At 70.3% G+C, this 17,591-nt stretch carries 21 protein-coding genes and 1 tRNA gene; 7 read left to right on the top strand and 15 right to left on the bottom strand.

Annotation, left to right across the window (positions count from 1 at the left end):
• Positions 1–16 precede the first annotated feature (16 nt).
• Both PBN85_RS08475 and PBN85_RS08470 read right to left on the bottom strand, forming a co-directional pair.
• Complete coding sequence (locus PBN85_RS08475; protein WP_271300754.1) at positions 17–1,522, bottom strand: TolC family outer membrane protein; 1,506 nt, start codon at positions 1,520–1,522, stop codon at positions 17–19.
• Between the two features lie 18 nt (positions 1,523–1,540).
• Positions 1,541–2,221: a protein-L-isoaspartate O-methyltransferase family protein gene (locus PBN85_RS08470; RefSeq protein WP_037531261.1), complete on the bottom strand. Its 681-nt coding sequence runs from the start codon at positions 2,219–2,221 to the stop codon at positions 1,541–1,543.
• 158 nt (positions 2,222–2,379) lie between these two features.
• Between PBN85_RS08470 and PBN85_RS08465 the strand changes: the two genes are divergently transcribed.
• Positions 2,380–2,718, top strand: coding sequence for a hypothetical protein (locus tag PBN85_RS08465; RefSeq protein WP_037531339.1), 339 nt, complete (start codon positions 2,380–2,382; stop codon positions 2,716–2,718).
• Between the two features lie 15 nt (positions 2,719–2,733).
• Here PBN85_RS08465 and PBN85_RS08460 read toward each other — a convergent pair.
• Positions 2,734–2,807 (bottom strand) — tRNA-Cys (locus PBN85_RS08460).
• A gap of 42 nt (positions 2,808–2,849) precedes the next feature.
• Positions 2,850–3,296 (bottom strand): (deoxy)nucleoside triphosphate pyrophosphohydrolase, encoded by a 447-nt coding sequence (locus PBN85_RS08455; protein WP_051583205.1) that lies wholly within the window; start codon positions 3,294–3,296, stop codon positions 2,850–2,852.
• Between the two features lie 80 nt (positions 3,297–3,376).
• Here PBN85_RS08455 and PBN85_RS08450 point away from each other — a divergent pair, with 80 nt between their 5' ends.
• The gene (locus tag PBN85_RS08450) at positions 3,377–3,529 is read left to right on the top strand and encodes a Flp family type IVb pilin (RefSeq protein WP_333781841.1); all 153 of its coding nucleotides are present in this window, start codon (positions 3,377–3,379) and stop codon (positions 3,527–3,529) included.
• A gap of 136 nt (positions 3,530–3,665) precedes the next feature.
• On the top strand, positions 3,666–3,833 hold the full coding sequence (locus PBN85_RS08445) for a Flp family type IVb pilin (protein ID WP_037531265.1): 168 nt from the start codon (positions 3,666–3,668) through the stop codon (positions 3,831–3,833).
• A gap of 73 nt (positions 3,834–3,906) precedes the next feature.
• Here PBN85_RS08445 and PBN85_RS08440 read toward each other — a convergent pair whose 3' ends face one another.
• Genes PBN85_RS08440 through PBN85_RS08425 form a run of 4 tightly spaced genes read right to left on the bottom strand, consistent with a single transcriptional unit; the run spans position 3,907 to position 7,785 of the window.
• Positions 3,907–4,854, bottom strand: a complete 948-nt coding sequence (locus PBN85_RS08440; protein ID WP_037531267.1) for an acetyl-CoA carboxylase carboxyltransferase subunit alpha — start codon at positions 4,852–4,854, stop codon at positions 3,907–3,909.
• Positions 4,855–4,864: 10 nt separating this feature from the next.
• Positions 4,865–5,779: a tyrosine recombinase gene (locus tag PBN85_RS08435; RefSeq protein WP_271300752.1), complete on the bottom strand. Its 915-nt coding sequence runs from the start codon at positions 5,777–5,779 to the stop codon at positions 4,865–4,867.
• Positions 5,776–7,620, bottom strand: coding sequence for a hypothetical protein (locus PBN85_RS08430; RefSeq protein WP_271300751.1), 1,845 nt, complete (start codon positions 7,618–7,620; stop codon positions 5,776–5,778). The genes PBN85_RS08435 and PBN85_RS08430 overlap by 4 nt, the downstream gene beginning before the upstream one ends.
• A 30-nt stretch (positions 7,621–7,650) precedes the next feature.
• On the bottom strand, positions 7,651–7,785 hold the full coding sequence (locus PBN85_RS08425) for a hypothetical protein (RefSeq protein ID WP_268747100.1): 135 nt from the start codon (positions 7,783–7,785) through the stop codon (positions 7,651–7,653).
• Between the two features lie 76 nt (positions 7,786–7,861).
• Between PBN85_RS08425 and PBN85_RS08420 the strand changes: the two genes are divergently transcribed.
• From PBN85_RS08420 to PBN85_RS08410, 3 genes are read left to right on the top strand one after another with little or no spacing between them, the layout of a single operon-like run.
• Complete coding sequence (locus tag PBN85_RS08420) at positions 7,862–8,431, top strand: shikimate kinase (RefSeq protein ID WP_037531275.1); 570 nt, start codon at positions 7,862–7,864, stop codon at positions 8,429–8,431.
• Positions 8,428–9,528 carry a 3-dehydroquinate synthase gene (gene aroB / locus PBN85_RS08415; protein ID WP_037531277.1) on the top strand — a complete coding sequence of 367 codons (1,101 nt, stop codon included), beginning with the start codon at positions 8,428–8,430 and terminating at the stop codon, positions 9,526–9,528. The genes PBN85_RS08420 and aroB overlap by 4 nt, the downstream gene beginning before the upstream one ends.
• Positions 9,528–9,668 (top strand): DUF2256 domain-containing protein, encoded by a 141-nt coding sequence (locus tag PBN85_RS08410; RefSeq protein WP_271300750.1) that lies wholly within the window; start codon positions 9,528–9,530, stop codon positions 9,666–9,668. Before aroB ends, PBN85_RS08410 begins: the two co-directional genes overlap by 1 nt.
• Here the strand turns inward: PBN85_RS08410 and PBN85_RS08405 are convergent.
• The 7 genes from PBN85_RS08405 to radA all read right to left on the bottom strand — a co-directional run bounded on the left by PBN85_RS08405 (position 9,665) and on the right by radA (position 16,173).
• Entirely contained in the window at positions 9,665–10,360 is a 696-nt protein-coding gene (locus PBN85_RS08405) for a M24 family metallopeptidase (RefSeq protein ID WP_271300749.1), read from the bottom strand. The genes PBN85_RS08410 and PBN85_RS08405 overlap by 4 nt on opposite strands.
• A complete protein-coding gene (locus PBN85_RS08400; RefSeq protein WP_271300748.1) occupies positions 10,357–11,226 on the bottom strand; it encodes an EamA family transporter in 870 nt (289 codons plus the stop codon). The genes PBN85_RS08405 and PBN85_RS08400 overlap by 4 nt, the downstream gene beginning before the upstream one ends.
• 172 nt (positions 11,227–11,398) lie before the next feature.
• Positions 11,399–11,725 carry a DUF423 domain-containing protein gene (locus tag PBN85_RS08395; RefSeq protein WP_037531281.1) on the bottom strand — a complete coding sequence of 109 codons (327 nt, stop codon included), beginning with the start codon at positions 11,723–11,725 and terminating at the stop codon, positions 11,399–11,401.
• Positions 11,722–13,488, bottom strand: coding sequence for a cation:proton antiporter domain-containing protein (locus tag PBN85_RS08390; RefSeq protein ID WP_037531343.1), 1,767 nt, complete (start codon positions 13,486–13,488; stop codon positions 11,722–11,724). The genes PBN85_RS08395 and PBN85_RS08390 overlap by 4 nt, the downstream gene beginning before the upstream one ends.
• Positions 13,481–13,918 carry an iron-sulfur cluster assembly scaffold protein gene (locus tag PBN85_RS08385; protein WP_271300747.1) on the bottom strand — a complete coding sequence of 146 codons (438 nt, stop codon included), beginning with the start codon at positions 13,916–13,918 and terminating at the stop codon, positions 13,481–13,483. The genes PBN85_RS08390 and PBN85_RS08385 overlap by 8 nt, the downstream gene beginning before the upstream one ends.
• Positions 13,915–14,466, bottom strand: a complete 552-nt coding sequence (locus PBN85_RS08380) for a CvpA family protein (RefSeq protein WP_271300746.1) — start codon at positions 14,464–14,466, stop codon at positions 13,915–13,917. The genes PBN85_RS08385 and PBN85_RS08380 overlap by 4 nt, the downstream gene beginning before the upstream one ends.
• Positions 14,467–14,802: 336 nt before the next feature.
• The gene (gene radA, locus PBN85_RS08375) at positions 14,803–16,173 is read right to left on the bottom strand and encodes a DNA repair protein RadA (protein WP_271300745.1); all 1,371 of its coding nucleotides are present in this window, start codon (positions 16,171–16,173) and stop codon (positions 14,803–14,805) included.
• Positions 16,174–16,448: 275 nt separating this feature from the next.
• Here radA and PBN85_RS08370 point away from each other — a divergent pair, with 275 nt between their 5' ends.
• Positions 16,449–17,591, top strand: a complete 1,143-nt coding sequence (locus PBN85_RS08370) for a glycosyltransferase family 4 protein (protein WP_271300744.1) — start codon at positions 16,449–16,451, stop codon at positions 17,589–17,591.

Raw genomic sequence — 17,591 nt, 5'->3', positions numbered from 1 at the left:
CCCTTTTTCGACGCCGTTATTGGCGACTTGGCGATGCAGCACCTGTCGTCAACGCGGGGGTCCTGTCAACCGGCGTATCGAGCATCGGGTCGGTTGTCTTCGCAACCGCGGCATTTTGTGGCGGCGTCTGTGCGGTCGACGGGGCGACCGGCACGGGCTCGCCATCGCCGCCGAAGTCGCTGATCCGGTTGCGGACGCGCCGGTAGTTGACGGTGGGATCGTAGAGCGAGCCGCCGTCGAGGCCAAGGTCGCGCGCCTCCGCCTGGCCCATCGCCGCGAGCAGGGCGAAGCCCGCGACATAGGCGTCGCGGCGCGCGCTCACCAAGGTCACCTGGCTGTTGAGCAATTCCTGCTCGGCATTGAGGATGTCGAGGATGGTACGCGTGCCGACGCTATTCTCGGCGCGCACGCCTTCGAGACTGAGCTTGTTCGCGTTGACCGCGGTCTCCGAGCTGGCGATCACCTGCTGCGACGATTGCCATACCGCATAGGCGCCGCGGGTCTGCGCCACCACCGCCCGTTCGGCGGCGGTCACCGCCTCGAGCGACTGGCCGCGCAGCGCCTCCGCCTGACGGACCTGCGCCGCCGGGCGGCCGCCCTGGAAGATCGGCAGCGTCACCTGCAAGCCCGCCGACGCCGCCGTCCCCGAATTGGGCAGCGACGAGCCCGCCGGCAGCGTCTGCAGATAGTTGAAGTAATTCGGCCCGGCGACGACCGACAGCTTCGGCAGCCGGTTCGAGCGCGCCACCGCGACATCGTAGCGGGTCGCATCCGCCTGCCGCCGCGCAGCGATCAGGTTCGGATTGTTGTTGAGCGCGGCGCTGACCGCCGTGTTCGGCGAATCGGGCAGGTTGGGCAGGGCCGGCGGCTGTTCGAGCGCGACCGGCGGCGAACCGACCACCTGGATATAGACCTCGCGGCTCGAGATCAGCTGCGCCTCGGCCTGCTGCAACTGCGCCCGCGCCAGCGCGAGCCGCGCCTCCGACTGGGCGACGTCGGTCCGCGTCAGATCGCCGACCTGGAACCGGTCGCGGCTGGCGCGCAGATTGACCTCGAGCACGCGGACGTTCTGCTGGTTGAGCGAGGTGATCGCCTCGTCGCGGATCACGTTCATATAGGCCGCGACGACATTGGTGAAGGTATTCGCCTCGGCGCCGCGCAGCGTCGCGCGGCCGGCATCGACCCGCGTCTCGGCGGCGCGGACCGAATTCTTGACCGCGCCGCCCTGGAAGATCGGCACCGAGAAGTTGAGCGACGTCGCCGCGACCCGCTCGGGATTGGCGAAATTGTTGTTCGCCTGGAGGAAATTGTCGGTGACCGAGCCGCTGACGTTGACGCCGGGGATGCCGCTGGCGCGGGCGATCGGCACATTTTCGTCGGTGGCGCGCTGCGCGGCGCGCTGGCCGGTCAGCGTCGGGTTCGAAGCATAGGCCTTGGCGAGCGCCTCGCGCAGCGTCTCCGCCCCCGCCGGCGCGGCGAGCCCGATGAACGCCGCGCCCCCCAACAACAATCCCCGCATCATCCCCCCGTTTATCATTGCCTAGAACCGGAAACCCTGTGGCCTGGCGAAGCCCGGCAGCGTCACGCAATCGCAGTCGAGGAACGGCGCCAGACCGAAGCCGCCTTCGGTCTTGCGGCCGCTGGCGAGGCGCACGACGCCATTTTCAATGAGCCCGGTTACCACACGCCCACCGACCTTGACTTGATCGATCAAAGTCTCGGGCAGGTGCTCGACCGCGCCGTCGACGATCAGCACGTCATAGGGCGCCGCAGCGGCATGGCCCTCGCGCAGCGGCGCTTCGACCAGCGTGACGTTGGGCGTGCCGGCGAGCGCCTGCCGCGCCAGCCCGAGCAGCGTCGCATCCTCCTCGACCGCGACGACCTCGGCGACGATCTGCGCGAGCAGCGCTGCGGTATAGCCGCCCGCGGCGGCGATCAGCAGCACGCGATCGTTCTTTTCAAGATAGGCTTCGGTGAGCAGCCGGCCGATCACCATCGGCAGGTTGATCGCGCGTCCGCCGGCGACCGGCAGCGCGGTGTCGCGATAAGCGAGCGCGCGCGATTCGGCGGGCACGAACTCCTCGCGCGGCACGGTGTTCATCGCGACCAGCACCCGCTGATCGTTGACCGCGTTGGTGCGCAGCTGGCTGGCGACCATCGCCTGCCGCATCACCGACAATTCGGCGGCATCGGGCTGGTGGGTGTCGGCGGTGATGTTCATGCTGGATCCCTCTCGCACAACCGTATTAGCTGCGCAATACACTTCGTGACCTAGCGCTTGTATCGCGCAGTGCGCGTCGCGCCAAGCGGAGGCAGCGCAAATGCACCGCGCCGGCAAATCGATGGCGTACGGCGCGGCGCTTGCCTATGGCGCGCGCCATGCTCCCTGCGACCTATCACAAGTTCATCGACTGGATCGGCGACGGCACCGGCCTGCCCGATACCATCCTGCATATCCACGCCGGCCTGGCGGTGCTGATGGTGGCGCGGCTGCTCACCCGGCGCTCGCTCGGCAGTTTCGTGCCCTGGTCGTTCGTCGTCGCGGCGGAGCTGTTCAACGAGGTGATGGATCGGCTCAACTTCGGCTCGTGGCGCTGGGAGGACACCACGTCCGACGTGCTCAACACGCTGTTCTGGCCGACCGTGATCTGCCTCGGGCTGCGGATGCGGCCGATGCTGCTGCCGCGCGACGCGGCGCGGGTGAAGATGTCCGACTGACCGCCCGCGAGGGATTGGAGGCCCGACCGGGAATCGAACCCGGGTGCAAGGATTTGCAGTCCTCTGCGTCACCACTCCGCCATCGGGCCTCGACGCGGGAGGGCGGCTGATGGTCGGTTTTGCGCGGACCGTCAACCTTGGATTGCGAGGAAATGCGCAAGCGCCGCCACCAGCGGCACGTCGGCGGGCGGCATCGCCAGCTCGGCCATCGCCGCGGGCGCCACCCAGGCGAGCGCGCTCGCCTCGAGCGGCTGCGGCGTGCCCGTCCAGTCGCGGATGACGTAGAGCAGCAGCAGCAGGTGCTTCGCGCCCAGCGCGGCGCTGGCGAAGGCCAGCGGCGTCATCGCCGCCGGAACGACGCGGATCGCCAGTTCCTCTCCCAACTCGCGCACCAGCGCCGCCTCGGGCGTTTCGCCCGCCTCGACCTTGCCGCCGGGGAATTCCCACAGATCGGCCATCTGCTTGCCCGGCGGTCGGCGTTGCAGCAGCACCCGCCCCCGCGCATCGAGCAAAGCCGCCGCCACCACCGGCATCAGCGCGATGCCGCCGGCCGTGTTTTCGCTTCGGTCGTCAGCCATTCCTTAAATCTCTCCAATTACTTGCCGATCAAATGACGATCCGCCTGCCCCGTCGCCCCCGCCGGCGCCCGACGTCGTCCGTGTGGCGCGATTCGCGCGGCGCGACCGCGGTCGAATATGGCCTGATCGTCGCGCTGATCGTCATCGTCATGGTTGTCGCGCTCAAGCAGGTCGCCAATGCCAACACCAACGTCTGGCAGACGGTGAGCACCAAGGTGGTCAACGCCGGCTGATCGATCGCCACCGTTTCGGCGGAAAATGTCCAGTTCGTTTAAAAGATTAGCAACCTTGGTCAGGCTATCCCACCACCGCTGCTCCGGTTCACCGGTTCAGCCGGGTGACTGAAGTAATCGTATATTGGAGACCGGAATGCAGACGATCCGCAAGTTCATCAAGAACAGCAAGGGCGCGACCGCCATCGAATACGGCCTGATCGCCGCTCTGATCGCGGTCGCCGCGATCGCCGCGATGCAGGGCCTCGGCAACAAGCTGAAGACCACCTTCTCGAACGTGTCGTCGAACATGTCGGCCACCTGAGCCACAGTTTACGACCGAATCACGGGGGCGGCGGGACGATGGTTCCGCCGCCCTCTTCGTTTGCCGCCTCGCGTCAGAGCCGGCCCATCGCCAGGAACTTCTCGCGCCGCTCCTGCCGCAGCGTCGCCGCGTCGCGATGGTCGAGCGAGGCGAGCGCCGCGTCGAGCGCATCGCCGAGCAGGCGGATTGCCTCGGCGGGGTCGCGATGCGCACCGCCCAGCGGTTCGGCCACGATCGTGTCGATCACGCCGAAAGTCTTGAGATCCTGCGCGGTGACGCGCATGGCCTCGGCCGCATCCGCCGCCTTGTCGGCGGTCCGCCACAGGATCGAGGCGCAGCCTTCGGGGCTGATCACCGAATAAATGGCGTGTTCGAACATCAGCACGCGATTGCCCGCCGCGAGCGCCACCGCGCCGCCCGACCCGCCCTCGCCGACGATCGCCGCGACCACCGGCACGCCGGCGGCAAGGCAGGCCTCGGTCGAGCGGGCGATCGCCTCGGCCTGACCGCGTTCCTCCGCCTCGATGCCGGGGAAGGCGCCCATCGTGTCGACCAGGGTCACCACCGGCAGGCCGAATCGGCTCGCCATGTCGACCAGCCGGATCGCCTTGCGATAGCCCTCGGGCTTGCCCATGCCGAAATTGTGGCGCAGCCGGCTGGCGGTGTCGGCACCCTTTTCGTGGCCGAGCACCATCACCTTGCGGCCGCGGAAGCTCGCGAAGCCACCCATGATCGCCTGATCGTCGGCAAAGGCGCGATCGCCGGCGAGCGGCACGAACTCGTCGAACAGGCCGGCGACATAGTCCTTGAAATGCGGCCGTTCGGGATGACGCGCGACCTGCGTCTTCTGCCACGGGGTCAGCTTGGCGAAGGTATCGCGCAGCAATTTGTCGGATTTCGCCTGCAACCGTGCCAGATCGGCGGCAATGTCGATCGTACCGTCGGCCGCGGTCGCCCGCAGCTCGTCGATCCGGCCCTGCAATTCGGCAATCGGTTTTTCAAATTCGAGGAAGCTCGCCATGCTGCGCGGGTTACGGGCGACGCGCGCGTCCGTCAACGCGCCCCGGATCGCCGAGCGGATGGCGCGCGTTGACCAGCTCGACCAGCCGGCTCGCATCGACGTGCGTGTAAATCTCGGTGGTGGCGATATCCGCGTGGCCGAGCATCGCCTGCAAGGCGCGCAGATCGGCGCCGCCGGCAAGCAGGTGCGTCGCAAAGGCATGGCGCAGCACGTGCGGGCTGACCCGGTCGGGCGGGATGCCCGCCTCGGCGGCGAGCGCCTTGACCAACTGGTAGAGGCGGATGCGGGTGAGATGGCCGCGGCCCGAGGGGAACAGCCAGGGCGCGTCGACCGGCACCTGCGTCCGCCACCGCGCCACCGCCGCGCGGGCGCGATCCGACAGGGGCACCAGCCGCTCGCGTCCGCCCTTGCCCTTGAGGATCAGGAACGGCCGGTCGGGGTGGATCGCGTTGCGCGGCAGGCTGACCAATTCGGTGGCGCGCAGCCCCGATCCGTAAAGCAGCTCGACCAGAGCGGCGAGCCGCAGGTCGCCCGGCAGCGGCCGCTCGCCCTCGACCCGCGCCGCGATCGCCGCGAACAGGCGCTCGACATCGCCGTAATCGAGCACCTTGGGCAGCCGCCGCGCCGTCCCCGGCCGCGGCAGCGCGCTGCCCGGATCGTCGGCGCGGTGGCCCTCTTCGGTGAGGAAGCTGTAGAACCGCCGCAGCGCGGCGGCCTTGCGCGCCACGGTGCTGCGCGCCAGCGCGCGCCATTGCTCGGCGAGCGCCTGCACCTGATCCGGGGTCGCGGCGACGAGCCCGTCGGGCAGAGCCGCCGCGGCGAGCGTCAGGTCGCTGCGATAGGCGGCGATCGTATTCGCCGCGGCACCGGCCTCCGCCGCCAGCATTTCGAGGAACCGCTCGATCAGCGCGCGGTCGCCGCTCACACGCGCGCGAGCGCCTCCGCCGCGATCATCCGCGCCTCGCCCTCCAGTCCGACCGCGCGCAGCGCCGAGACGATGCGGTAGAGCATCGCCGGCGGCACCCCGCGCCAGTGCGGCGTCTGCATGCCGATCGCGGCAAGCAGCGCCACCGTCCCCGGCTGATTGTCCGCCGCGGCGCGATCGATCGCGCGCGTCCAGCTGGTCTCCGCGCCGATCCGCACGTCGAGCGCCGCTGCCGCCCGCTCGATATCGTCGGGGCTGAGCCGGCCGAGACCGGCGAGCCCGGCGAAGAACAGCCGCTGCTTGAGCGCGGCATCGCCGCTGCCCGCATAGGCGGACAATTGCCGGTAGCTAAGCCGGCCGCCGCTGTCGGGATCGGCGAGCGCGATCATCGCCCAGGCATCGCTGCCCTCGTCCACCGCCGCCCGCCAGCGCGCCGCGCTGCGATCGAGCCCAGCGGTCAGCATCGACGCGACGAGCTGCGGCGCCTCGGCGATGCCGGTCCGCGCCGGCAGCCGCGCCGCGGCGCGGGCGGTGAGCACCAGCCGCGGATAGGCCGGCTGTCCGGCGGTGCCACCCCACAGGTTGCGCAGCGCGGTGAGGCGCGTCGGCATGTCGGCGCCGATATAGGCGGTGCGCAGATCGTTGATCGACGCGGCGATCGGCGCGGGCGTCTCATTGGCGGCGTCGAGCGCGCCGTACAGATCGACCAGCGCCGCCGACGACAGCACGCCCTGCCCGGCGGCCGCCTCCGCCGCCGGCAGGCGGTCCGCCATCGGGATCGACGGCGACAGCGCATACCAATAGCGCGCCTGCGCCCCGGCGGTCGCGAACAGGCTATCGGGGATCGTCACGCCGGTCGCCGCGGCGAGCCCGAAGCGCCAGGCGGTGAGCGTATCCACCCCCGCCCATTCGATCGTCACCGCCTGCCCGCCATTGGGGCCGGCGCCGACCACCTTCTGCGCGAGTTGCAGATCGATACGGGTCGCGACGTTGCGCCGCCGCGCCGCGGTGACCAGCGCCTTGGCGCGGGCGGGCTCGCCGGCGAGACCCGCGCACATCGCCTGCGCGAGCGACCAGCCCCGCTCATGCGTCGCCGCCAGCGCGGCATCGGCGATCGGGCACATTTCCGCCGGATCGCCGGTCGCGAGCGCGGTGTTGAGCGCGACCTGATAGAGTTTGGGGGTGTAATTGTCGTTGTCGACGCTCTGCACCACCGCGCGGGCGCCGACCGCCTCACCCATGCGCAGCAGCAGCCAGGCGCGCTCGGCCGCGAAGTCGGCGCCGTCGACCGCCGCGGGCGTATCGACCTGTGCCACCAGCGTGCGTCGCAACAGGATCGACAGCCAGCGCGACGGCAAGGGCGCGGCGACGCTGCGCATCAGCCGTTCGAGATAGCGGCCGTCCGCCTCACCGAAGGCGTCGGGCGCGAGCGCGCCCTCGCGCGGCCCCGCCGGCCCGACCCGGTCGAGCGAACGGCGCGCGGACAGTGGCATCTCATATTGCGCGAGTACCGCGGGGTCGACCGTCGGCGTCGGCGACGGCGTCGCGCTGGCGAGCGGTACCGGCGTCTCGCCGGGCAGCGGCTGGACCAGACCGGTCGGGGCCGGCACGGGCAGCGGTGCGGGCACGCTCGCCGCGCCGCCGCTCGCGGCGGGCGCCGGGCGCGGCGTCGCCGCCGGGCGGGTGGACGGTGCCGACGCGGGCTCGCCGAAGCCCGGCGGCAGGATCGATTCGGGCTTCTCCTGCGCGTAAGCGGCGACGGCCGCCGCGACGATCGCCACGCCGGCGACGCCGCGCGTCACTTGTCGCAGCCGCCGCGCCCGATGCGTGCGAGCCTTCATCTTGTCCCCCGACCCCAGATTACGCCGGCGTCAGCTGAGGTTGGCAAGCGTCACGGCCTTTTCGACATGCGTCTGCGGCCGCTCCGACGCCCGGCCGGCGAGCAGGAACAGACCGCCGACCACCACGACGAGGATGACGACGACGGAGAGAACCAAGCGAGACATACCGTACCTTAAGACGCGTAAAAGGCGGATGCGGAGCTTTTGCCCCGTCCGGACCCGCTGTATAGCGCTCCGTTCCATGTTGCAAAGCGCTCATCCCCCGCCGACCGGCCCCAAGCGACGCGATCCGGCTCGGCCGATCGTGCTGGTCGGGCTGATGGGCGTCGGCAAGTCGACGGTCGGGCGGCGGCTGGCGAGCCGGATGCGGCTGCCCTTCGTGGATGCCGACACCGCGATCGAACAGGCCGCCGGCATGACGATCGCCGAAATCTTCGAACGCTTCGGCGAGGCCTATTTCCGCGACGGCGAACGCCGCGTCATCCAGCGATTGATGGACGGCACGCCCAAGGTGATCGCCACCGGCGGCGGCGCCTTCATCAACGACGAGACACGGGCGCTGATCCTCGCCGACGCGACCGCCATCTGGCTGCGCGCGCATCCCGACGTGCTCGCCGAGCGCGTCGGCCGGCGCGATACGCGCCCGCTGCTGCGCGGCAAGGACCCGCGGCAGGTGCTCGCCGAACTCGCCACCATCCGCAACCCGATCTACGCCGAGGCGCATATCCATATCACCAGCAACACCGCTCCGCACGAGGCCACGGTCAACGCGATCCTGAAGGCGATCGGCCACGGGCGGCACGCGGCATGACCGTGATCACCGTCGCGCTCGGCGACCGCAGCTATCCCATCGTCATCGAAGCCGGCGTGCTCGACCGCGCCGCCGACCATCTCGCCCCGCTCGCGCGCGGGCGGACGCTGGCGATCGTCACCGACGAGAACGTCCGCGGCCATGCCGAACGCCTGCAGGCGGTGCTCGCCGCCGCGGACGTGCGCAGCGAGACGATCGTACTGCCGCCGGGCGAGCAGACCAAGAGCTGGACGCAGCTTGCCGCGCTCTGCGACCGGCTGCTCGATCTCGGCATCGAGCGCGGCGATCATGTCATCGCGCTCGGCGGCGGGGTGATCGGCGATCTCGTCGGCTTCGCCTGCGCGATCCTCAAGCGCGGCTGCCGCTTCGTCCAGATCCCGACCTCGCTGCTCGCGCAGGTCGACAGTTCGGTCGGCGGCAAGACCGCGATCAACACCCGCGCCGGCAAGAATCTGATCGGCGCCTTCCACCAGCCGTCGCTGGTGCTGATCGACCCGGCGCTGCTCGATACGCTCCCGGCGCGCGAGGTACGCGCCGGCTATGCCGAGGTGGTCAAATACGGATTGATCGACGATCCCGCCTTCTTCGACTGGTGCGAGGCGCATGGCGCGGCGCTGATCGCCGGCGATCCCGCCGCGCGCGATCAGGCGATCGCCCATGCCGTCGCCGCCAAGGCGCGGATCGTCGCCGCCGACGAGCACGAGACCAACGGCACGCGCGCACTGCTCAACCTCGGCCATACCTTCGGCCATGCGCTCGAGGCGGAAGCGGGCTTCTCGCAGGCGCTGCTGCATGGCGAGGCGGTCGCCGCCGGCTGCGCGCTCGCCTTCGCCTTCTCCGCCGAACAGGGCATCGCCCCGGCCGCCGATGCGGCGCGGGTCGCCGCCCACCTGCGCGCGATCGGCCTGCCGGACGGGCTCGCCGCCGCGGGGATCGGCGCGAACGGTGCGACGCTGGTCGACCATATGCGTCACGACAAGAAGATGGCGGCGGGCACCCTGCCCTTCCTGCTCGCCCGCGGCATCGGCCGGACCTATCTCGACCGCACGGTCGATCTCGATACCGTCGCGGCCTTTCTCGACCGGCAGCCGCGCTGATGCCCAACGGCGTCGCCAAGCGCGATCTGCCGAGCAAGATCTGCCCGGCCTGCGAACGCTCGTTCACCTGGCGCAAGAAATGGGCGCGCGACTGGGATGCCGTCGTCTATTGCTCGGACGCCTGCCGCAAGAAGCGTTAGCGCCCCGCCAGCCGCTCGTAGAAGCCGCCGAACCGCCCGTCCGGGTCGATCAGATGCACTTCGATGATCCAGTGCCGGGTGCGGCCGTGCGCGTCGGGATCGCTCAGCGGCAGCGGGTTGGCCGGGCTGATATGATGCGCCTGCCGCGCACCCGGCAGCCGGGCGTGCGGGAATTCGGCGACGATATGCCCCGCGATCTGCCCGCCGAAGCGATAGCCGGCCGCCGCCGCGCTGAGGCAGGCATAATCGTAGAGGTCGGCGCCGGTGATGTCCGGCTCCGCTGACAGCCGCGCGTCGATCAGCGCGAACTGGCGCGGCAGTTCGGCGACGAGCGCCTGCCGCGCCGGGTCGCTGCCGATCGCGAAACTCTGCCCGACATCCGCCTCCCAGGTGCCGAACACCGGGCCGAGATCGACGAAGACGATGTCCTCCTCGGCCACCGTCACCACCGGCGGGTTGTCGGCGAAGATCGCCAGCGTGTTCGGCCCGGCGCGGACGATGCGCTTGTGCCAGTCCTGCACGACGCCGAATGCGTCCTGCGCGACATGCTTGATCGCCTGTTCGATGTCGCGCTCGCTGCGTCCCGGCCGGATCAGCCCGTCGGCGACGATCCGCTCGATCAGTTCGAGCGCGCGATCTTCCGCCGCGATCAGCGCGGCACGGCGATCCTGTTCGGCGATATCCGGCGTCATGCCGCCACCTCCTGCTTGCTGTCCGGGGTCGTGACGATCACCCCGATCGATGCGGCGACGACCATCGCGATCGCGCCCCATTGCGTCAGGCTGAGCGTCTCGCCGAGCAGCGCTACGCCGGCGAGCGCGCCGACCACCGGTTCGAGGCTGAGCAGCACGCCCAGGCTGTGGGGCGGGATGCGCTGCAACGCGATCATCTCGAGCGAATAGGGGATGGCGCTCGACAGCAGCGCCGCGATCACCCCCATGCCGAGCCACGACGGCGTGAGCAGCGCCGCGCCGGCATGCGCGATACCGATCGGCACGACGAGCAGCGCGGCGGCGACCATGCCGAGCGCCACCGCCTGCCCCGCCGGCAGATGCCCGGTGCGTCGCCCGGCGAGGATATAGCAGGCCCAGCCCGTCGCCGCGCCGAACGCGAAGCCGATGCCGACCGGATCGAGCGGCCGTGCGCCACCATGGACCGGGAGCAGCAGCCACAGACCCGCCACGGCCAGTCCCGCCAGCGCGACGTGCACCGCGCGCCGCGCATGCGCGAGCGCCACCGCCAGCGGCCCGAGAAACTCGATCGCGATCGCCGGCCCGAGCGGCAGCGTGCGCAGCGCCATGTAGAAACTGAGGTTCATCGCCCCGAGCGCCAGACCGTAGCAGAGCAGCCGCCCGGCATCGTGCCGGGTCAGCGCGAATCGCCACGGCCGCATCGCGACGAGCAGCAGCAATGCCGAGAAACCGACGCGATAGGCGGTGGTCCCCTCCGCCCCGACCAGCGGGAACAAGCGTTTGGCGAACGAGGTGCCGCCGCAGAAGGCGACGATCGCGGCGACCAGCGCGGCATAGGGAAGCAGGTTGGACGCAGGGCGGGACATAGGATCACTGTAGCGGATCGGCGGCGCCCCGCGGAATCGTTACGCCGGAACGGAGCGAATTTGGTTGAGGCCGCGGACGTGCGGGAGACCGGCGCGGCTGCTCAAGGGTGAGGACAACCGCCGCGATGACGGATGCAGCTGCGCCGCCAGCCTGCCATCCCTCATCCGCGTATCACCCGCGCAGCGACCACCCAAGCCACAGCCAGCCGCCGATCAGCAGCGCGCCGCCGATCGGCGTCACCGCGCCGAGCCAGTGCGGCGCGCCCTTCGCCATCAGATAGAGCGTACCGGCGAAGATCCCCGCGCCGACGACGAACAGCCACGCCGCCCCGCGCGCCTCGAAGCGGAGCGCGACCAGCGCCGCGACCGCATGGATCATCTGATATTGCGCCCCGGTCTTGAGCCATTCGGCCGCGACGCCGGTCGCGCCATGCGCGCCCATCGCCCCCGCCGCCACCGCGATCGCGCCCGACAGCGCCGCCAGTATCGCCACGATCATCGCGGATCATTTCCCCAGGGCTGCTGCTCGGCGACGAGCGAGCGCGCCGCGCGAATGTCGTTCGCCGCGATCTGGATGCGCAGCCGTTCCTTGTCGCGGGCGCGATAGCTTTCTTCGGCGCGATCGATCTCGGCACCGGCGATGCCGAGATCGCGCATCGCCACCCGCGCCATCTTCACCGCCGATTCGAGCACCTCGCGCACCACAAAGACCCCCGAGGCGCGCTTGAGCTTGACCAGCGCCCGCCGGTCGAAGACGCGGACGTAGATCGCGGCATCGGGGAAGGCTTCGTGGATGCCTTCCAGCGTCTCGGGGTCGATCTGGTCGCCGTCGACGCAGAACAGGATCAGCTCCGCCTCCGCCGCCCCCGCCTGACGCAGCAAGTCGAGCCGGGTGCCGTCGCCGTAATAGACCTTCGCGCCGAACTCACCGGCGATGTCGATCATCTCGATATCGCGGTCGATCAGCGTCACCGGGATCTTCTGCGCGAGCAGCATCTGGCCGACCGTCTGGCCGAAGCGACCGTAACCGACGATGATCGCATTGGCGCCCTCCGCCTTCGGCCCGTCGCGCGCCTGGTCCTTGACCACCGGCTCCTCGCGGAAGCGCCGGGTCGCGCCCATCAGGAACGGCGTCGTCGCCATCGACACGGTGATGATCGCGCCGAACAGGCTCGCCGCTTCCGGCGCGACGAGCAGGCCGTTCTGCGCCTGCGCGAACAGCACGAAACCGAATTCGCCACCCTGGCTGAGCAGCACGCCGAGCGCGAGCGCGCTGCGCCACGTCATGCGGAAGGCCAGGCCGATGCCGGTGATCACCAAAGTCTTGGTGGCGATCAGCGCCAGCGCCATCCCCGCGACGAACAGCGGCCGCTCGGCGATCGCGTGCAGATCGAGCATCATGCCGACGACGAGGAAGAACAGCCCGAGCAGGATCGAACGGAACGGCTCGACATCCGCCTCCAGCTCGTGGCGATACGGACTGTCGGCGAGCATCACCCCGGCGATGAACGCGCCGAGCGCGGTCGACAGGCCGAGCGCCTCCATCACCGCCGCGCTCGCGATCACCGTGAACAGCGCGGCGAAGACGAACATCTCGCGCTCGTTGAGATTGCCGATCAGCCGGAACAGCGGCCGCAGCACGAACCGCCCGGCGAGCACCAGCCCGGCCACCGCCACCACCGTGTAGAGCGCGAGCAGCCAGCCCGGCGGTCCGTTGGCGTCGGCGGGGTTGCGGCTCATCGCCGCGACGATCGTGATCAGCGGGACGATCGACAGATCCTGGAACAGCAGGATCGAAAAGGCGCGCTCGCCGAACGGGGTGCGCAGCCGACCCGAGGATTGCAGCAGCGGCAGCACCTGCGCGGTCGACGACAGCGCCAGCGGCAGGCCGAGCGCCAACGCCGCGGTCGGCGAGAAATGCGCGAAGGCATAGACGATGCCGGAGATCGCCAGCCCGCACACCACCACCTGGATCAGCCCGAGCCCGAAAATCTCCTGCTTCATCCGCCACAGCCGCGTCGGGTTGAGCTCCAGCCCGACGATGAACAGCAGCAGCGTGATGCCGAGTTCGGCGATCCCCAATTTCGATTCGGCATCGCCGACCAGACCGAGGATGTGCGGCCCGACCACCGCGCCGGCGACGAGGAAGCCGAGCGTCGCGCCGAGCCCGAGCTTGCGGAACAGCAGGACGAAGGCGAGTCCGAACCCGAGCAGGATGACGCCGTCGCGCAGCAGCGACGCGCCTTGCGCCGCCTCATGCATCGGCATGCGCCTCGCGTGCGGCGAAGGCGGCCTCCGCCGCCGCCTCGAACGCCAGCCGGATCGAGGCGTGGCGTGCGGTGAAGGACAGGGCCGGGGTGAACACCGCCAGCCCCGGCCAATCGGGCATCGCGCCCTCGCCGGCGAGCCAGCCGGTCAGCCCGTCGCGGGCGGCGGCCAGCTCCTCGGGTGTCTTGCCGAGGATCGCCTGCGCGAGCAGCGACGACGACGCTTGGCCGAGCGCGCAGGCGCGCACCAGCAGCCCGACCTCGCCCACCCGCCCCGCCGCGTCGAGGCCGATGTCGACCGTCACCCGGCTGCCGCAGATCGGCGATCGTTTCTCCGCGGTCGCCTGCGCATGGTCGAGCCGCGCATGATGCGGGATCGACGCGGCGAGCCGCAGGATGTCGGCATTGTACAGGCTGGCGGTCATGGCTGGCTCGATGGTTCGGCGGCGGGGCGCGCGCCAAAGACGGGAAGGCCGCGCCGGCGCCGATCGACGAAATCGGCGATCCCCGCGCTGGTCGCGTTGAGCAGATTATAGCAGCGCGAATGGGTCATCCACTCGGGCCGGCGCGCCGGGCCGCCGTTGGCGGTATCGACCAGCAGCGCCGCGACGAGAAAGCCGAGGCTGGCGATGATCAGCCCCTTGAGCGCGCCGAAGCCGAAGCCGAGCGCGCGATCGACCGGGCCGAGGATCGACTGGCGCGTCCGCTTGCCGATCGCATTGGCGACGAGCTTGCCGCCGAGATAGGTGCCGCCCGCGATGATGACGAACGCCGCCACCGCCGCCCCCGACGGGGTCCCGACCGTGCCGCTGAGCTTGGCGGCGAGCGTGACGTGGAACAGCTTCAGCATCGCGACGATCGCCACCCAGGCGAACAGCGACAGCACCTCGGTGACGAACCCGCGCTTGAGCCCGAGCAGCGCCGCCCCGAGCACGGCGACGAGAACGATGATGTCGAGAGCGGTCAGCGCCATGGCTTGGGAATAGGGATGCCGGGGCGGAGGCGCTAGTCCCCGTCGCGGCACCGGCGGTGATGGACCACCTGGCCCCACCCTCGTCATCCCGGCGAAAGCCGGGATCCATGGATACGGGCGGTCAGGGTTGCGCGTGACTACCGACAGCGCCGTGTCCATGGATCCCGGCTTTCGCCGGGATGACGAATGGGGGGCTGTGGACCTGCCTATGTCCTCGGGAAAATGGCACGTGTGCCCCTCACAGGCTGCCAGCGACTCGCCACCTTCAGGCCGCTTTGTCGGACCGGCCTCCCGGACATCGGACGGACGCCGCCTGACCGAACGCCCAACCCACGCTCACCGTCCGAGCATATGATCCACGAACGCCCCCAGAGTCCGGAAGCCCGTCATCCGCAGCGCGCTGTCCTCCTTCGCCACCGCCGCCGGCACCAGCGCGCGTTCGAAGCCGAGCTTGCCCGCCTCCTTGAGCCGCAGCGCGCCATGCGCGACCGGGCGGATCTCGCCCGACAATGCGACCTCGCCGAAGGCGACCGCGTCGATCGGCACCGGCCGTTCGGACAGCGCCGAGATCAGCGCCGCCGCCACCGCCATGTCCGCCGCCGGGTCCTGCACGCGATAGCCGCCGGCGATGTTGAGATAGACTTCGGCGTTGGAGAAACTGAGCCCGCAGCGCGCCTCCAGCACCGCGAGGATCATCGCCAGCCGGCCGCTGTCCCAGCCGACCACCGCGCGCCGCGGCGTCGCGCCGCTCGCCAGCCGCACCACCAGCGCCTGGATCTCGACCAGCACCGGCCGCGTCCCTTCCAGCGCCGGGAACACCGTCGTGCCGGTCACCCCCTCGTCGCGCTGCGTCAGGAACAATGCCGAGGGATTGGAGACCTCGGCCAGTCCCTCGCTCTGCATCGCGAAGACGCCGATCTCGTCGGTGCCGCCGAAGCGGTTCTTGATCGCGCGGAGGATGCGATATTGATGGCTGCGCTCGCCTTCGAAGGCGAGCACGGTGTCGACCATATGTTCGAGCACGCGCGGCCCGGCGATCGCGCCGTCCTTGGTGACGTGGCCGACCAGCACCAGCGCGGTGCCGCGCTCCTTGGCAAAGCGGATCAGCTCCTGGCTCGACGCACGCACCTGGCTGACCGTGCCCGGCGCGCCCTCGATCAGGTCGGAGTGCATGGTCTGGATCGAATCGATCACCAGCAGGTCCGGCGCCTGGCCGATCGACAGCGTCGTCAGGATGTCGCGCGTCGAGGTCGCCGCGGCGAGCTGCACCGGCGCCTGGCCGATGCCGAGCCGCCGTGCGCGCAGCCGCACCTGATCGGTCGCCTCCTCGCCCGAGACATAGGCGACGCTGCGTCCGGCGAGCGCGAGCTTGGCCGCCGCCTGCAACAGCAGGGTCGACTTGCCGATGCCGGGATCACCGCCGATCAGCGTCGCCGAGCCTTCGACGAAGCCGCCGCCGAGCGCGCGGTCGAGCTCGGCGATGCCGGTCGCCATCCGCTCGGGCAGGACGATATCGGCGTCGAGCCCGACGAGCTGGAACGAGCGGCCGCCGGTGCGCAGGTCGTGCTTGGCCTGGAACGGCGTGACGACCGCCGCCGCCTCCTCGACCAAAGTATTCCATTCGGCACAATCGGCGCACTGCCCCGCCCAGCGGTGCGACACCGATCCGCACGCCTGGCACACATATCGTTTCTGCGGTTTCGCCATGCGCGCGGATATAGTGCGACGAGAACGGGAAGGGAACAAATATCCGCGCCGGCGCGCGGAGACGGCACGGCATACACTGCCACGAGGCGGCACTTCGACCGGCGGTGCCGAGGCGGCGCACCGGGGCGCGGTCGCTTGCGGCTGGCACCGATCATCGCGGTGCCGCCAGTCTCCCGCCGCTACCGGCCATGCCGCCGATCCGCTGCCGGTGCCGAAGATCATTGCGGCCGCCGACATAGTCACGCCGCAATCGGGCCGCTATGGCCGGTGTCGGTATGCAACCCTCTGATCTTCGTATCGCGCTGTTCAGCGGCAATTATAACTACACCCGCGATGGCGCGAACCAGGCGCTCAACCTGCTCGTCGGCCATCTGCTCGATCGCGGCGCGGCGGTGCGCATCTATTCCCCGACGATCGATCCGCCCGCCTTTCCGCCGGTCGGCGAGCTCGTCTCGGTGCCGGCGATCCCGATGCCGGGCGGCCGCGCCGAATATCTGCTCGGCCGCTATCTGCCGAAGACGACGCGCGAGGATGTCGAGGCCTTCGCCCCCAACATCGTCCACGTCTCGGCGCCCGATCTGCTCAACCATGGCGCGGTAAGCTGGGCGCGGCGCAACGGCGTGCCCGCGGTCGCCTCGTTCCACACGCGGTTCGAGACCTATTTCCGCTATTACCGGATCGGCTTCGTCGAGCCATGGATCAAGGCGCTGATGACGCGCTTCTACAATCGCGTCGACGTGGTGATGCCGCCGAGCCCGAGCATGGGGACGCTGCTGCGCGAATGGGGCGTGACGACGCCGATCACCATCTGGTCGCGCGGCATCGATCACGACACCTTCGTGCCCGAGCGGCGCAGCCTCGCCTGGCGGCGCGAGCGCGGCATCGGCGACGACGAGATGGCGGTCGGCTTCCTCGGCCGGCTGGTCAAGGAAAAGGGCCTCGACGTCTTCGCCGAGGTGGTGAAGGCGCTCACCCGCCGCGGCGTGCCGCACAAGGTGCTGGTGATCGGCAAGGGACCGGCGCAGGACTGGTTCGCCGAACAGGCGCCGGGCGCGATCTTCGCCGGCTTCCAGTCGGGCGACGACCTCGGCCGCGCGGTCGCGTCGATGGACGTGTTCTTCAACCCGTCGATCACCGAGACGTTCGGCAACGTCACCACCGAGGCGATGGCGGCGGGCGTCCCCGTCGTCGCGGCGCGCGCGACCGGCGCGGTCGACCTGGTCGAGGACGGCGTCACCGGCTTCCTCGTCGATCCGACCGACATCGCCGGCTATGCCGATGCGATCGCGCGCATCGTCGGCGATCCCGCCCTGAAGGCGAGCATGAGCGCGGCCGGCATCGCCCGCGCCGCGCATTATCGCTGGGACAGCGCCAACCAGACCGTGCTCGACACCTATCTGGTGCTCGCCCGCCGCTGA

The organism is Sphingomonas sp. CV7422, assembly GCF_027945725.1.
In the GTDB taxonomy this organism is placed as follows: Bacteria; Pseudomonadota; Alphaproteobacteria; order Sphingomonadales; family Sphingomonadaceae; genus Sphingomonas; species Sphingomonas kyungheensis.
Note: the sequence above shows the minus strand (reverse complement) of the source record. Positions and strands in the feature narration are given on the sequence as shown.